General features: G+C 65.3%; 14 protein-coding genes. 13 read left to right on the top strand and 1 reads right to left on the bottom strand.

The window, feature by feature from the left end:
- The first annotated feature begins 4 nt into the window (after window positions 1-4).
- The 3 genes from K6L26_RS26395 (at window position 5) to K6L26_RS26385 (ending at window position 2,524) form a co-directional block, all read left to right on the top strand.
- Window positions 5-1,519: a sensor histidine kinase gene (locus K6L26_RS26395; RefSeq protein ID WP_221852073.1), complete on the top strand. Its 1,515-nt coding sequence runs from the start codon at window positions 5-7 to the stop codon at window positions 1,517-1,519.
- 118 nt (window positions 1,520-1,637) lie between these two features.
- Complete coding sequence (locus K6L26_RS26390) at window positions 1,638-1,958, top strand: hypothetical protein (protein WP_221852071.1); 321 nt, start codon at window positions 1,638-1,640, stop codon at window positions 1,956-1,958.
- 50 nt (window positions 1,959-2,008) lie between these two features.
- Window positions 2,009-2,524, top strand: a complete 516-nt coding sequence (locus K6L26_RS26385; protein ID WP_070187067.1) for a hypothetical protein — start codon at window positions 2,009-2,011, stop codon at window positions 2,522-2,524.
- A gap of 120 nt (window positions 2,525-2,644) precedes the next feature.
- On the opposite strand, the gene K6L26_RS26380 is transcribed toward K6L26_RS26385, so the two are convergent.
- Complete coding sequence (locus K6L26_RS26380; RefSeq protein WP_070187068.1) at window positions 2,645-3,670, bottom strand: NAD(P)H-dependent glycerol-3-phosphate dehydrogenase; 1,026 nt, start codon at window positions 3,668-3,670, stop codon at window positions 2,645-2,647.
- A 641-nt stretch (window positions 3,671-4,311) separates the two neighbouring features.
- On the opposite strand from K6L26_RS26380, the gene K6L26_RS26375 reads away from it, so the two are divergent.
- Genes K6L26_RS26375 through K6L26_RS26330 form a run of 10 tightly spaced genes read left to right on the top strand, consistent with a single transcriptional unit; the run spans window position 4,312 to window position 14,787 of the window.
- Complete coding sequence (locus tag K6L26_RS26375) at window positions 4,312-5,181, top strand: MlaE family ABC transporter permease (protein WP_070187069.1); 870 nt, start codon at window positions 4,312-4,314, stop codon at window positions 5,179-5,181.
- A 1-nt stretch (window position 5,182) separates the two neighbouring features.
- Window positions 5,183-6,040, top strand: a complete 858-nt coding sequence (locus K6L26_RS26370; RefSeq protein ID WP_070946783.1) for an ABC transporter permease — start codon at window positions 5,183-5,185, stop codon at window positions 6,038-6,040.
- Entirely contained in the window at window positions 6,041-7,552 is a 1,512-nt protein-coding gene (locus K6L26_RS26365; RefSeq protein ID WP_070946782.1) for an MlaD family protein, read from the top strand.
- Window positions 7,549-8,604, top strand: a complete 1,056-nt coding sequence (locus K6L26_RS26360; RefSeq protein ID WP_070946781.1) for an MCE family protein — start codon at window positions 7,549-7,551, stop codon at window positions 8,602-8,604. Before K6L26_RS26365 ends, K6L26_RS26360 begins: the two co-directional genes overlap by 4 nt.
- Complete coding sequence (locus tag K6L26_RS26355; protein ID WP_070946780.1) at window positions 8,597-9,634, top strand: MCE family protein; 1,038 nt, start codon at window positions 8,597-8,599, stop codon at window positions 9,632-9,634. Before K6L26_RS26360 ends, K6L26_RS26355 begins: the two co-directional genes overlap by 8 nt.
- Window positions 9,631-10,752 (top strand): MCE family protein, encoded by a 1,122-nt coding sequence (locus K6L26_RS26350; protein ID WP_070946779.1) that lies wholly within the window; start codon window positions 9,631-9,633, stop codon window positions 10,750-10,752. The genes K6L26_RS26355 and K6L26_RS26350 overlap by 4 nt, the downstream gene beginning before the upstream one ends.
- Window positions 10,749-12,017: an MCE family protein gene (locus K6L26_RS26345; protein WP_070946778.1), complete on the top strand. Its 1,269-nt coding sequence runs from the start codon at window positions 10,749-10,751 to the stop codon at window positions 12,015-12,017. The genes K6L26_RS26350 and K6L26_RS26345 overlap by 4 nt, the downstream gene beginning before the upstream one ends.
- A complete protein-coding gene (locus tag K6L26_RS26340; protein WP_070946777.1) occupies window positions 12,014-13,264 on the top strand; it encodes an MlaD family protein in 1,251 nt (416 codons plus the stop codon). The genes K6L26_RS26345 and K6L26_RS26340 overlap by 4 nt, the downstream gene beginning before the upstream one ends.
- Before the next feature lie 24 nt (window positions 13,265-13,288).
- Window positions 13,289-13,972 (top strand): Rv1363c family protein, encoded by a 684-nt coding sequence (locus K6L26_RS26335; protein WP_070946776.1) that lies wholly within the window; start codon window positions 13,289-13,291, stop codon window positions 13,970-13,972.
- 11 nt (window positions 13,973-13,983) lie between these two features.
- Entirely contained in the window at window positions 13,984-14,787 is an 804-nt protein-coding gene (locus K6L26_RS26330) for a DUF3298 domain-containing protein (protein ID WP_070946793.1), read from the top strand.
- Window positions 14,788-14,807: the final 20 nt, after the last annotated feature.

Here is a 14,807-nt window from a genome sequence, read left to right as displayed (position 1 = left end):
GCTGATGCCGCCCAGACGCTGGGGGCCGCGCTCGCTGCGCCGGAAATTGGTGCTGGGTGTCAGTGCGATCGTCACGGTGGTGCTGTTCGCGGTCGGCGCGTTGTCGATATACAGCCTGCACACGTACGTGACGACGATGAGCGATACCGAGGTGTCGCGGTCGTTGGCCGCCTTCAGTCATTCCCACGAGAAATGGCGGGAGAGTCGCGACGAGCACGAGCTCGCGGCAGACACCGAGGCGCTCACGGCGTTCGTCGGGCAGGCCCCGGGCAACCTGATCGCGGTGCTGCACGACGGTGTGGTGATGCAGTCGGCGGTGTTCTCCGACGGTGAGCCGCACCCGGCGCCGGCGGCGGTGACTCGGGCACTCGACCAGTACAGCTGGACCGACGAGCGTCCCCGCACGGTGAAGCTTCCGGTGCTGGGCTCCTACCGGTTGGCCAGCCAGCCTGCGGAAAACGGTGACGTGCTGGTTTCTGGGGTGTCGCTGGACAGCGCCAACCTGGTGATCGCCCGCAAAACGGTGACCGTCGGGGTGATGATCGTCATCGCCCTGATCGTCACCGCCTTGGGCACCGTCGCGGTGGTCCGCTACGCACTGCGGCCGTTGAGCCGGGTGGCGGCGACCGCGGCCAAGGTGGCGAAACTGCCCTTGGACGGTGGCGATCACCGGATCACGACGCGGGTGCGGGACACCGATACCGATCCGGACACCGAGGTCGGCCTGGTAGGGGAAACACTCAACCAGCTGCTGGCCAACGTCGACAGCGCGCTGGCTGCGCTGGCCGAGTCCGACCGGCGCACCCGGCAGTTCCTCACCGATGCCAGCCATGAGCTGCGTACCCCGCTGGCCGCGATCCAGGGATATGCCGAGCTGACCCGGCAGGACAGCGCAACGCTGCCGCCGACCACCGAATACGCGCTGGCGCGCATCGAAGCCGAAGCGCGACGGATGACGGGCCTGGTCAGTGACCTGCTGTTGTTGTCGCGGTTGAGTGAGGGGCAGGACCTGGAGACCGACGACATCGACCTGAGCGATCTGGTGGTCGACGCGGTCAACGACGTGGCGGTGGGCGCGCCCGAGCATCACTGGGTGGCCGAGTTGCCCGACGATCCGCTGTGGGTGCGCGGCGATCTGGCCCGGCTGCACCAAGTGGTCAGCAATTTGTTGACAAATGCCCGCATACATACGCCGCCCGGAGTGACCGTCGCAATTGCGCTCACCAAAGGTGATGAATTCGCGGAATTAACGGTTACCGACGACGGGCCGGGAATTGATGCCGAATTGTTGCCGAATCTTTTCGGTAGATTTGTCCGGGCCGATAAATCGCGGTCGCGAGAATTGGGCAGTACCGGGCTGGGGCTGGCCATCGTGGCGTCGATCGTCGAGGCGCACAACGGGACCGTGGCGGTGGCCTCGAAGCCTGGTGAAACAGTGTTTACTGTGCGTATCCCGCTGGCAGGCGAGGCTGCCCCCGACGCGGTCGCCGGGTATTCGAAACATATGAATCCGGCCTGAGTTCCCAATGTGCGGCCATTCATATGCGGCCATTTGTATGCGTTCAACATGAGTCGATGGACCTGGCTGAATTAGGTGCATAGGCTGAAATCAATCAGCAAGGAAGGCAGGTAGTTCAATGGGGAACTCCGTCAGGAATAGTGTCATCGCCGCGATCGGAACCGGTTTGGCCGTAGGTGCGCTGGCGGTGGCCGGACCGGCCGCGGCGGCGCCGGGTGGCACCGGGTCGGCGCAGCAGACGATCAAGCAATTGGAGGACGAGGGCTACCGCGTCATCCTGTCCCGGGTCGGCAGCGGGTCGATCAGCGACTGCAACGTCAAGGCCGTCCGTCCTGGCCGCGACATCACCGAACTCAAGGCCGCCCCGCGCGGCAACACCGAGGAGCGGGTCCGCTACACCACGGTCTACGTCGACCTCGCCTGCGGCCAGGGTAAGTAGCCCGCCCCGCAGCGGTGGACCACACCAACGCCCCGGGTTAGTGTGGCGACGTGCTGAGCAGAGTGGTGATTGGCCTGGTGAGCGCCGCGGGGGCGGCGGTGATGAGTGTGCCGCCGGTGGCGGCCGCCGAGCCGGAACCGGCGCCGGCCCTCCCCAATGTCAACGCGTATCCACCGGTCAAGACCTCTGAATACGCGGTGATGGACAACAACTGGTACGCGTTCAGCGTCCCCGAGGGGATCACCTGCGTGCTGCAGCGCAGCGGCGGTTACGGCTGCAGTGGCCCGATCCCGGCCGCGCCCAACGGCGCCAACCTGGTCAGCGGCGGGCCCGGGGTCCCCGGGTTCGCCAGCTCGCCGGCCCCGGTGTTCGCCGTCGTCGACAATCCCAAGCCGTTGCCGCCGAATTCGCGGATCAGCTATCAGACGATCAGCTGCGGCACCGACGGTGTGACGACGTCGTGCATCGACGGCCGCAACCAGTCCGGTTTCGTGATCGGCCCGGCGGGCAGCTTCGTCATCGGTGAGCAGGAATCGGACTTCAAGCCCACCTTCCAGATCGGCTGAGATCGGCTGTCGCTCAGCCGATCTTCGCGATCACAGTTCGGCGAAAGTGACACAGGGGTCGTTGCCGCCGACAGATAGCGACCTTGGCGTCACGCTCGGCGCATAGCTCAACGCGAAGGCTCAGAACCCGGAGCCGTGCACCTCGTGGCCCGGCTTTTCCACCAACAAGCCGCGATAGGCGTCTTCGACCGTGCTGCTGTGGTTGATCACCCGGTCGACCTCGCGGGCGATGGGCATGTTCAGCCCGTATTTGTCGGCGAACTCCATGATCACGCTCGCAGCCTTGACGCCCTCGGCGACCTGATTCATCGACGCGATGATCTCGTCGATCTTCTTGCCCGCGCCCAATTGCTCGCCGACGTGACGGTTACGACTGCGCTGGCTGGTGCAGGTGACGATGAGGTCTCCCATGCCGGCCAGGCCGGCGAAGGTGTCGCGGTGCCCGCCCATCGCTTCGCCGAGTTTGGCCATCTCTCGCACCGCCCGGGCCATCACCATGGCGCGGGTGTTCTCCCCGATTCCCAGTGAATAGCCCATGCCGACGGCGATGGCGTAGACGTTCTTGAGCGCCCCGGCCATCTCCACACCGATCACATCGTCGGTGGTGTAGGTGCGAAACCGCCTGGTGCGGAACAAGGTTGCGATATTGGCCGCGAGGTGTTGGTCGGGCATGGCCAGCACGGCCGCGGCGGCGTAGCCCTCGGCGACCTCGCGGGCGATGTTGGGTCCGGCCAGGATGCCGGCCGGGTGCCCGGGCAGCACCTCGTCGACGATCTCGCTCATCCGCCGGTTGGTGCCCTGTTCCAGGCCCTTGACCAGGGACACCACCGGCACCCACGGTCGCAGCTCGCGGGCCAGCTCGGTGAGCACCCCGCGGAAGCCGTGGGACGGCACGCCCATCACGATCACATCGGCGCAGTTGGCGGCCTCGCTGAAATCGTTTGTGGCCTTGAGGCTTTCGGGGAGCGCCACTTCGTTCCCCAGATAACGCGAGTTGCGGTGGTTCTCGTTGATGTCCTTGGCGGTCTCCTCCGACCGCACCCATTGCAGGGTGGGGCCGCGCCGAGCGCAGATCGAGGCGACGGTGGTGCCCCAGGATCCTCCGCCGAGGACGACGACGTTGGGTTCTCGTTGCGCGGGTGCCATGGCGATCAGAGTATTGCCGCGAGGCCGTTGCTGAGCCCAAGTTGTCGAACTGGGTCACCTCGGGCCCGTTGCCGGCCGACGCGGCCTGTGGAAGCCGGCGGCGACGCCGGACGCCGCTGCGAGATCGGTCGAAACTCGACTGACATCGACTGTAGTCAGTAGACTTCGGCGCAACAGCTCACCAGGTACCGCGGTGCCACCCGTCGGCAAAATCGTGGCAACTTTTCCGACGAGTTCGGCACGATTGGCAAAGTTAACGTGCGTCCCGGGTACTGATTCCGTGGTGAGTTCGTGCCGCGGGCGCGAATCCCTGACTGGTCGGGCGTGTCCCTTACGCCGGTGTCAATGGGACGGCCGGTCCCCTGGAGGCTGAATGCGCTGCATTTACAGGTGATCCACGAAGTGAAAACGTCACCACCGTACGGCGGCGTGACGGGCGCGGCGTGCCGGCGGACGGCGACTGATTTGCCGGAGATTGATGAGCCAACCTCGCTAAGTGAATGATAATTCGGCAAAACATTGACGGAGCATGAGCGCCGACGTTACAGTGCCAACCACTGCGAGTTATCCGGCCGGCGGTGGCCATATCTCGGCCTGGGGAGGGATTGCACTGTGTTCGTTCTGCTGCTTAATGAGAGAGGATGACGGCACCGCCCGAGCGTGTGGCTGAGGGGACCGAGGCGGAACGGGGAATCGACGCCATCGAGAACTGGGCCACCGGCTATGCCAGGCGCCATCCTCTGGCGTCACTCACCACGGTCGGCGACCAGTTCGTCCTCGGAGTCCGGACCATCCAGATTCTCTTCTTCGACCTGGTGACAGGACGCTTCCAGTGGCAGGAATTCATCCGCCAGGGCGCCTTCATGGCCGGTACGGCCGTGCTGCCCACCGTGCTGGTGGCCCTGCCGATCGGTGTCACCCTCTCGATCCAGTTCGCCTTGCTGGCCGGGCAGGTCGGCGCGACATCGCTGGCCGGGGCGGCCAGCGGCCTGGCCGTGATCCGGCAGGCCGCATCGCTGGTGGCAGCCGTTCTCATGGCCGCCGCGGTCGGATCGGCGATCACCGCCGACCTGGGTTCGCGCACCATGCGTGAGGAAACCGATGCCATGGAGGTCATGGGTGTTTCGGTGATCCAGCGGTTGGTGGTGCCGCGCTTCGTCGCCGCCATCATGATCGGCGTCGCGCTCACCGGTGTGGTGTGCTTCGTCGGATTCCTGGCGAGCTTCCTGTTCAACGTCTACTTCCAGAACGGCGCCCCCGGCAGCTTCGTGGCAACCTTCGCCTCGTTCGCCACCACCGGCGACATGATCGTGGCTCTGGTCAAGGCGGTGATCTTCGGCGCCATCGTGGCCGTGGTGTCGTGCCAGAAGGGATTGTCCACCAAAGGCGGCCCGACGGGCGTCGCGAACTCCGTGAACGCGGCGGTGGTCGAATCGATTCTGTTACTGATGGTGGTCAACGTGGCGATCAGCCAGCTCTACATCATGTTGTTCCCCCGGGTCGGGCTGTGACATGACGGCCTCTACGTTCGTCCCACCACTGCTCGCACCATGGGTGCGGCTGTACAAGCGGGTGTCCCAGCCGGTGATGCGGTTGGGCCACATGATGGTGTTCTTCGTCCGGGCGCTGACGGCCGTGCCCATCGCGCTGCGTCACTACCGCGGAGAATTCGTCCGGCTGCTATCCGACATCGCCTGGGGCAACGGCTCACTCGTGGTCGGTGGCGGAACCGTCGGGGTGGCCGTGGTGCTGGGTGTCACGGTCGGCGCCCTCGTCGGCATCGAGGGCTACAACTTCCTCGATCTGCTCGGTCTCGGCCCGGCCACCGGCATCATCTCGTCTCTGGTCAACACGCGCGAACTGGCGCCGATCGCTGCCTCACTGGCCTTCGCGACCCAGGCCGGCTGCCGGTTCACCGCACAGCTGGGGTCGATGCGGATCGCCGAGGAGATCGATGCGCTCGATTCCATCGCGATCCGCCCGATTCCGTATCTGGTCACCACCCGGCTGATGGCCGCGGTGGTCGCGGTGATCCCGCTCTACGCCCTCTGCCTGGCGGTGAGCTACCTGACCACCCAGGTGGTCGTGTACATGATCAGCGGCGGCTCGAGCGGGTCCTATCTGCATTACTTCAGCCTCATGCTGTCCGGGCAGGACATCCTCTACTCGGTGCTCAAGGCGGTCATCTTCGTGTGGATCGCCTCGACCGTGCAGTGCTACTACGGGTTCTATGCCTCTGGCGGCCCGGTGGGTGTGGGTGTCGCGGCCGGTCATGCGATGCGGGCCAGCATCACCGTGGTGATCATCGTCAACATGTTGCTCACCATGGCGCTGTGGACGGTCGATTCGGGAGCGAGGTTCGGCGGCTAGATGGGTAACGCGCTGGATACCGACGGGCGGGGTCCCTCCGATCGTCAGCTGCTCGGCTGCGGAGCCGCCGTACTCGTTGTGGCAGCACTGGTCTCGACGTTCCTGTTGGTGAAGGCAACCGGCCGGCTCGACGCCCGGGTACCGGTGGTGGCCGCGCTGGTCAACGTCGGTGACGGTCTGCCCCAGCGGTCCGACGTCAAGTACCACGGCGTGCTCGTCGGGATGGTCGACGACGTCGTCCCGGCCGCCAACGGCGATCCCAACTTCGTGCACATCGACCTCAAACCCGAATATGCGGCGTCCATCCCCAAGACCGTGACCGCGCGCGTGGTGCCCAGCAATGTCTTCGCGGTGTCCTCGGTGCAACTGGTCGACCCCGGCGGGACGGCAAGCGCGCCAATCGCCGCCGGGGCGCAGATCCCCGAGGACACCGAACTTCCCACGGTGTTGTTCCAGACCACGATCAGCAAGCTGCGCGACGTGCTGGCCGCCACCGGACGTGGGCGCGAGGACAAGACCGTGGGCATCCTGGCCGCGGTGAACGCCGCGACCGAGAACCGGCGCAACGAATTGCTCACCAGCGGAGCGCAATTGAATCGGCTGATCGATCAGCTCGATGCGGTGGTGGCCACCGAACCCGACTCGACCACCGTCTCGGCGCTGATCGATGCCACTCGGGGGCTGCAGCAGACCGCGCCCGATCTGCTCGACGCCCTGCACAAGGCGGTGCAGCCGATGCAGACCCTGGTCGAGCAACGTTCACAGCTGAACACGATGCTCAACGGCGGGATCAACACCGTGGGCACCACGCACACGGCGCTGGACAACCACACCGACCAACTGGTCAAGACCACCGCGAACCTGACGCCGGTGTTGGGTGTGCTGGCCGACACCTCCAACAACTGGGTGCCGGCCTTCGTCAAGCTGAATCAGCTCTCGGGCAAGTTCATGGACAACGTCTGGATGCCTGAGCACGACTTCGCCAACATGCGGATCAACCTGTCGTTCACCCCGAGTTACAGCTACACCCGCGCCGACTGCCCCCAGTACTCCGGGCTCAAGGGGCCGAGTTGCTTCACCGCCCCGCTGGTCCCCACGCGGCCGGCGCTGCCGGACGTGTTGCTGCCGCAGAATTATCAGCCGCCTGCCGACCTGGTGCCGCCGGCCGGGACAGTCGTGGGTCCGAATGGCAATCTCGTGGCGGTCGGGCCGCCGCTGGTCAACCCGAACCCCAACCTGGCCGACCCGAATCCGCCGCTGCCGTCGTGGATGCCGCCGTCCGGGCCGGTGCCGGGCACGGCGAATCCCGCGCTGATGCCGACGCCGCCCCCACCCGTGCCGCTGTCGCCGGTCGCTCCGGTGGCGCCTCGACCGGCGGGCGCGCCCCCGGCGGCTTCGGTACCCGGATCGGCTCCCCCTCCGGGTGCCGCCCCGGCTCCGGCCGGTCCGCTGCTGCCTGCCGAGGCCGCACCCGCTGCCGCACAACCTGTTCCTGGAGAGGAAGGCCGATGAAGTACCGCGGTGCAATGATCGGCCTCTCACTGTTCATGGTGGTGGCGCTGGGCCTGACCTGGCTGGTCTACGTGACGCTGCGGCGCGACGTGGCAGGCAAGACCGTCCCGTACGCCGCCTTGTTCTCCGACGTGTTCGGCTTGCGTGAGGGTGACGATGTCCGGATGGCCGGGGTGCGGGTCGGCCGGGTCGAGAAGATCGAACTGCAGGGCGCGCTGGCCAAGGTGTCGTTCGTGGTGCAGGACAACCAGCCCATGTACGGCCGGACCGCCGCCTCGGTGACCTACCAGAACATCGTCGGGCAGCGTTATCTCGGCCTGTCGCTGGGCAAGATCGGTGACGCGGGCCCGCTTCCGGCGGGCAGCGTCATCCCGGTCGAACAGACCGATCCGTCGTTCGACGTCGGCACCCTGCTCAACGGCTACGAACCGCTGTTCAGCGTGCTCAACCCGCGCGATGCCGACAACCTCACCAAAGGTGTGATCGCGTCGCTGCAGGGCGACAACGCCTCCATCGTCGCGCTCGTCGACCAGACCGCGCAGCTGACCGATTCCTTCGCCGGCCGGGACCAGGAACTCGGTGAGGTGATCAACAATCTGAACGCGGTGGCCAAGAACCTGGCTCAGCACAATGACAGCCTGGACGAGGTGATTACCCAGACCCGGGGCATGGTTTCCACCTTCGACGCCCGCCGACCCGAGATGGTGGACTCTCTCGGGTCCATCTCGCGGGTGGTGCGCCAACTTTCCACGATCAGCGACGAGGTCTATCCACCGCTGAACCAGTTGGTCACGCGCGAACCCGGTTTCGCCGCGCACATGGTGGGGATCGAACCCCAGTTGGCGTTCACCGGAGCCAACCTGCCGCTGCTGCTCAAGGGATTCGCCCGGCTCACCAACGAGGGGGCCTACGCCAACACCTACGGGTGCGACCTGAACGCGACGGGATTCTTCCCCGGACTCAACGACGTGACACCCATCATCGTGGACGCGGCAACACCCGGGAACAAGGCCACCTACAGCCCGAGATGCAGGAATTTGGCCAATGGCTGAGAAAATGAAGAAGCGGCGTAGACCGCTGGACGGTTACAGCCGGATGTGGCTGGGGGTCATCGCGATTGGTGTGGTGTCCGCGCTGATCGGGGCGATGCTGATCGTCAAGGTGGCGGACATCGGTTACCGCAAGTACACCGCGCATTTTCTGCAGGCCGCCGCGCTCAAGCCGGGCAACCCGATCACCGTGGCCGGGACTCCGGTGGGGGAGGTGCTCAACATGAAGCTGGCCGGCGACCACGTTGAGGCCAAGCTCAAGGTGCGCAAGAACATTCCGCTGGGCAAAGACTCGCGGGCCGTTATCAAGATCACCACCATTCTGGGTTCGCGCTACTTGGCGCTGCAGCCCGCAGGTTCGGAATCGTTGCCCGACAACACCTTCGATCTCGACCACACCGAGGTGCCCTATGACCTGCAGGAGGCATTGGCTGACGTGACCACCACTTTCGAGCAGGTCGACTCTGAAAAGTTCGCCCAATCCCTGGGCGTCTTGGGCAAGCAGATGTCCGGCCTGCCCGAGGTGGTGCCGCGGGCTCTGCAGAACACCCACACTCTGGCCACCATCGTCTCCGACCGGCGCGATCAACTGGGCTCGCTACTGAAGACCACCGATGTGGTTGCCAACACCCTGCGCCGCCAGCAGTCGACCATCGGCAACCTGGTCGACCAGGGCAACGATCTGGTCGGTGAATTCGTCATGCGCAGGGCATCGTTCCAGGCCATGCTGGCGGCGCTGACCAATCTGGTTCAGACGCTCAGCGGCATCGTGATCGACGATCGGCCGGAGTTGGAGCAGACCCTCACCAATCTCCGGGAGCTGTCGGACATGTTGGGCAAGCACGACGATCTGCTGCGCAGCGTGCTGCAGTCCGGCCCGGTGGCCCTGCGGGGGCTCGCCAACGCCACGGGGAACGGCAATGCCGCCGACCTCAACGTGTCCAACGGCCTGCTGATCGATTCCTGGATGTGCGCGATCAGCGGCCGAGCCAAGCAGTTCAACATGATCCAGTACCTGAAGGACTGCAAATGAGGCCCTTGTTCAAGAGTAAGGTCCTGGCCTTGCTGGTGGCCGGCGCGGTGCTGGTGGCCGCGGTGGCCGGTGCCGGTTGGTGGTATTTGAAGGACCGGATCGACACCATCGCGCTGACTGCCCAATTTGACAGTGCAGCAGGGCTTTACGAGGGAAACACGGTCGCCGTTCTGGGAATGCAGGTCGGCCGTGTCACAAAGATCACGCCCAAGGGCAACTACGTCGAGGCCGAGTTCACCGTGGACAAAGACGTGGCGATACCGGCTGATGTGCAGGCGGTGACGATCTCCAATTCGATTCTCACCGACCGGCAGATCGAATTGACACCGCCGTATCGCGGTGGCCCGAGGGTGCAGAATCACGACACGATAGGACTGAACCGCACCAAGACCCCGGTCGAGTTCGCTCGGGTACTCGACGTGCTGGACAAGTTGTCGTCGTCGTTGAAGGGCGACGGCAAGGGCAACGGCCCGATCGCCGATGTCGTCAACGCCAGCGCCGCGATCGCGGACGGCAACGGCCAGCAGATGAAGGACGCCCTCGGTGAGCTGTCGGATGCATTGCGGCTCAGCGCTGATCGCGGTGCCGTGAGCCGGGACCAGCTCACCACGATCGTCCGCAACTTGAGCTCCCTGTTCGACGCCACGGCCCGCAATGATGCGACGCTGCGGGAGTTCGGTTCGACGATCCGTCTACTCAGCCAGATCCTAGTCGATGAGAACTTCGGCAGTGGCACCACCGGCAAGAAGATCAACGAGGTGATCACGCAGGTGGGCGAGGTGTTGCAGACCCATCGCGACGAGGTGAAACAGATTGTCCAGAACGGTAATACCGCGCTGACCACGACAGTGGACCAGCGGCGGGATGTGGCCGAGTTCCTCGACGTGGCCCCGATGACGTTGGACAACCTCTACAACATCGTCGACCAGAAGAATGGGGCGGCACGGGTACACCTTCTGCTGGACAAGGTTCTGGTCGACTCGCAGACGGTCAAGGAGATCTGCAACATGATGGGCCTGAGGCAGTTGGGTTGCAGCACCGGCACAATGCAGGATTTCGGCCCGGACTTCGGGTTGACCTACATGCTCGACGGTATGGCAGCGATGGGGCAGCGATGATCGGATCTGTGCGCAAAGCCCTTGTGCCCGTAGTGATGACGGCATGCCTGACCGCCTCGGGGTGTGCTTCAGAAGGCCTGGCCAGCCTGCCATTGCCTGCCCCCGGCGTCGGCTCGGGCGGGTACCGGGTGACCGCGGTATTCTCCAACGCCCTGAACCTGCCGGCCAATGCCAAGGTGAAGCTGGCCGGTGCCGACGTGGGTGAGGTCGAGTCGATGGTGGCCAGCAACTACGCCGCGGTAACCACACTGCGCATCATGAACGGTGTCCGGCTGCCCCGCGGCACGACCGCCGAACTGCGCTCTGCGACGCCGCTCGGCGACGTGTTCGTCTCGGTTCGGCCGCCGACCCCGGTCGATTCCAACGTGCCGCTGCTCAAGGACGGCGACACCATCGACCTGGATGCGACCAAGGCTGCGGCCACCGTCGAATCGCTGCTCGGTTCAGCGGCAATCCTGGTCAACGGCGGTGCGGTGCGCAACTTCACCAACATCATCAATGGCCTCGGTAAGGCCACCGGGGACCAGGGCCAGGCTTTCGGCACGCTGATCGCCAAGACGAATCACACGTTGGGCACCCTCAACGCGCGTTCCGACCAGCTCTCCACCGCGATGACCGAGACGTCTCGTCTGCTGCAGCAGATCGAGGACAAGAACCAGACCGTCAGTGAGTTGTTGGACGCGGCCGGTCCGGCCACCGACACCCTGGCCGAGCACACCACTCAGATCGCCGACCTGATCTCCCAGATTGGCGACACCTCGACGCAACTTCGCAAGTTTCCCTCCATCGCCGGTACCGACACGAGCGGCCGCAGTCTGATCGCCGACGCCAACACGGTGGCCGGGGCGTGGAACGACGTGGCACTGGCGCCCAACGCGTCCCTGTACGCGCTGAATCGTCTGATGCCACCGTTCGTGAAGGCGACTGCAGGTAGCGCGATGTCGACACGGGCCAGCATTGACCGGCTGATCCTTGGTTCGATTCCCGACATCGGGTTCGCCGGCGACTCAGGGTTGCACGGACCCAAGCGTTACAACTGGCATCAGTTGGTGGGCTCACTTCAGTACTCGTTGTTGCGGTTGCAGGAGCGCGTGGTCGGGCGCGGCCCGTCGGTGCCGCAGGCGCCGGTGATTCCCAGCCCCACCGAACCCGGTGAGATCGTGCCCGCGCCGGTACCCGGCGCGGCACCGCCGGTAGGTGCTCCTCAAGCCCCGCCGGCCGAGGCTCCGGTAGCCCCGCCACCCGCCGAAGAGGTGCCACGGTGATCAACTCGTTGGCAGATCTCGTGGTCCGGCTGGTCCGGTTCGGCTACCGCCGCAAGGCCTGGTTGTCGGCCGGCGCTCTGGTGCTGACCCTGGTGGTGGCCAGTGCCTATCTGATGATCGGGGCGTTGCGAGTCGAGCCGTTCGACTCGAGCTACCGCATCACCATCGAGCTACCGGAATCCGCCGGCCTGCTGCCCAATCAGGACGTCACGTTGCGCGGTGTGCGGATCGGGCGGGTGGAACGGCTGAACATCACGCCCACCGGAGTCCACGCGGTGGTGAACGTGAATTCCGCGGTCGCCATCCCGAAATCCAGCGATGTGCGGGTGTCCGGGTTGTCCCCGGCCGGTGAGCAGTACATCGACTTCGCGGCGAACACGGCCGACGGGCCGTATCTCACCGACGGCAGTGTGATCGGATTGGGCAAGGCCACGGTGCCGGTCAGCCTGGCACAGTTGCTCGCCGACGCCGACGGTGCGTTGGCCCAGGCCGACGTGGGCAAGCTCGAGGTGATCCGCCGAGAACTGAGCATGTCCCAAGCCGGTCCCGGTAAGCTCGCCGATGTCATCGACGGCGGCACTTTCCTGCTGTCGACGCTGGATTCGGTGTTGCCCGAGACTTCCAGCCTGCTGCGCAACGGCCGGGTGGTGTTCGGCCTGGCCGCCGACAAGAACGCAGGTATCGCGGTGGCCTCGGACAATCTCAGCTCGACATTCGACGGGGTGAACAAGATGCGTGAGGGCTTCCGTCGTCTCACCGATCAGACGCCTGGCGCCTTGAATTCCGTCGACAACCTGTTCACCGACAACTCCGACACCATGGTGCAGCTGCTCGGAAGCCTGGCCAGTACATCACAATTGCTGTACCTGCGGGTGCCGGCACTGCGTGCGTTGTTCCCGGATTACCGGACCTCGCTGCTCGATGCTCTGGGCAGTGCCATGCACGACAACGGGTTCTGGGTGACCGCCGATCTCTACCCGCGGTATACCTGCGATTACGGGACACCACGTCGACCGCCGTCGGCGGCCGACTATCCCGAGCCCTACATGTACACCTATTGCCGCGATGACCATCCCGGGGTGCTGGTCCGTGGCGCCAAGAACGCGCCGCGCCCGGCCGGTGACGATACTGCGGGCCCACCGCCGGGGGCTGATCTGGGGCGCACCACCGACCCGACACCGCGGGGTCGCTACACCATTCCGACACCGTACGGTGGACCGACGTTGCCGATCGAACCGCCGCGCTGATCGGCCCAACCTCACCAGAAGGAGATGATGGTGACCGTGACTACCGACAAGAAGACCGACGACGAGCAGAACGAAACCGTCGACGACGCGATCGGTGTCGAGGAGACCGCGGAGGCCGGGTCGGAGACCGAGGACAAGGACGAGTCCGGCGCTGACAAGACGGATGCCGACGAGACGGACGCCGAAGATGAGTCAGCGGCTGATGAAGAGACGGAGGCCGAGAAGCCGGGATGGGGCCGGCGGGTGCTCATCGGTGCCCTCGCGGTGGTGTTCGTCGCTGTCTTGGCGCTTTCGGGTTTCCTCGGATGGCAGGCATGGCAAGCCCACCAGGTGGCTCAGGCCGGCAAGCAGGCCCAGGATGCTGCGGTGAGTTACGCCCAGATCCTGACGAGTATCGATTCCAACAAGGTCGACGAGAACTTCAACCAGGTACTGGCAGGGGCCACTGGTGAGTTCAAGGACATGTACTCGCAGTCGAGCATGCAGCTGCGCCAGTTGCTGATCGACAACAAGGCCTCCGCGCATGGCGTGGTGGTGGAGTCGGCCGTGCAGTCGGCAAGCAAGGACAAGGTCGTGGTGTTGTTGTTTGTCGACCAGTCGGTGTCCAACACCAGCGTTCCCGACCCGCGGATCGACCGTAGCCGCATCAAGATGACGATGGAGAAGGTCGACGGGCAATGGCGCGCAAGCAAAGTGGAACTCGCCTGAGGCGGCCTATGATGCGCATCGGCAAGCTGATCTGCGCGGCGGCCGTGGCGGCCGGCGCGGTTGTTGCCATCACGACCGCCCCGATCGCCTCGGCGTCGGCGGCCTCGTTCTGTGACGAACTGGCCGGGCAGTGGGACGGGCAGGCCTGCCGCACGTCGGTGACCTCGGATCGAAAAGCGGTCCGCGACATCACGATGGCGCTGCCCGGCGATCTGGTGGAGAACCCCGTCATCCGGCAGTACCTGACCAACCTGATGAACAACTGGCGCAACGCCGCGCAGAACATGGCCGCCGACAGCTTCGGCGAAGAGCAGTTCGAGATCTTTCAGCATGGTGGCGCGGTGAGTGCCGTATTCCACGAGATGTACTCGGCCACGTTCGGTACCGACGCCCTTTCCCACCCGAACGCGCCGATCGTGAGTGATGCCTACCGCACCTTCACATTCGCCGGTGGCCGGCAGTTGCAGCTGGCCGACCTGTTCAAAGCGGGCGTCGATCATCGGGCCGAGATCCCGCGCCTGGGCGAGCCGTTCATCGTGGCCGCCCTCGACGCTGCGCCGCCGCCACACCAGCCCGGCACCTATCCGTTCACCCCGGACCGCTGGACACCCGACAAGGTGTACTCGGGCGGGTACAAGGCCTGGGCCCTGACGCACGACGAGTTGATCCTCTACATGCCGGACTACCCCGTCGGTCGCGACTCGCCGATCGATTTCACCCCGGGCCGGATGCAGTGGTCGATGGACGGCGGCACCGTGCAGGCCCACATCCCCCTCTCGGCGCTCGCCCCGGTGCTGAAGCCGGAGTACCTGTGACCTCTGCGCCCAATGTGAAG

It is taken from the genome of Mycobacterium farcinogenes (genome assembly GCF_019739075.1).
Classification (GTDB): Bacteria; Actinomycetota; Actinomycetes; order Mycobacteriales; family Mycobacteriaceae; genus Mycobacterium; species Mycobacterium senegalense.
The sequence above is the reverse complement of the archived record's forward strand: the minus strand, read 5'-3'. Positions and strand labels throughout refer to the sequence as shown.

What these genes read in the sequence shown, in the direction of transcription:
- K6L26_RS26395 (WP_221852073.1), top strand. Translation starts at nt 5, where the DNA reads ATGCCGCCCAGACGCTGGGGGCCGCGCTCGCTGCGCCGGAAATTGGTG.
- K6L26_RS26390 (WP_221852071.1), top strand. Translation starts at nt 1,638, where the DNA reads ATGGGGAACTCCGTCAGGAATAGTGTCATCGCCGCGATCGGAACCGGT.
- K6L26_RS26380 (WP_070187068.1), bottom strand. Translation starts at nt 3,670, where the DNA reads ATGGCACCCGCGCAACGAGAACCCAACGTCGTCGTCCTCGGCGGAGGA.
- K6L26_RS26375 (WP_070187069.1), top strand. Translation starts at nt 4,312, where the DNA reads ATGACGGCACCGCCCGAGCGTGTGGCTGAGGGGACCGAGGCGGAACGG.
- K6L26_RS26370 (WP_070946783.1), top strand. Translation starts at nt 5,183, where the DNA reads ATGACGGCCTCTACGTTCGTCCCACCACTGCTCGCACCATGGGTGCGG.
- K6L26_RS26365 (WP_070946782.1), top strand. Translation starts at nt 6,041, where the DNA reads ATGGGTAACGCGCTGGATACCGACGGGCGGGGTCCCTCCGATCGTCAG.
- K6L26_RS26360 (WP_070946781.1), top strand. Translation starts at nt 7,549, where the DNA reads ATGAAGTACCGCGGTGCAATGATCGGCCTCTCACTGTTCATGGTGGTG.
- K6L26_RS26355 (WP_070946780.1), top strand. Translation starts at nt 8,597, where the DNA reads ATGGCTGAGAAAATGAAGAAGCGGCGTAGACCGCTGGACGGTTACAGC.
- K6L26_RS26350 (WP_070946779.1), top strand. Translation starts at nt 9,631, where the DNA reads ATGAGGCCCTTGTTCAAGAGTAAGGTCCTGGCCTTGCTGGTGGCCGGC.
- K6L26_RS26345 (WP_070946778.1), top strand. Translation starts at nt 10,749, where the DNA reads ATGATCGGATCTGTGCGCAAAGCCCTTGTGCCCGTAGTGATGACGGCA.
- K6L26_RS26335 (WP_070946776.1), top strand. Translation starts at nt 13,289, where the DNA reads ATGATGGTGACCGTGACTACCGACAAGAAGACCGACGACGAGCAGAAC.
- K6L26_RS26330 (WP_070946793.1), top strand. Translation starts at nt 13,984, where the DNA reads ATGCGCATCGGCAAGCTGATCTGCGCGGCGGCCGTGGCGGCCGGCGCG.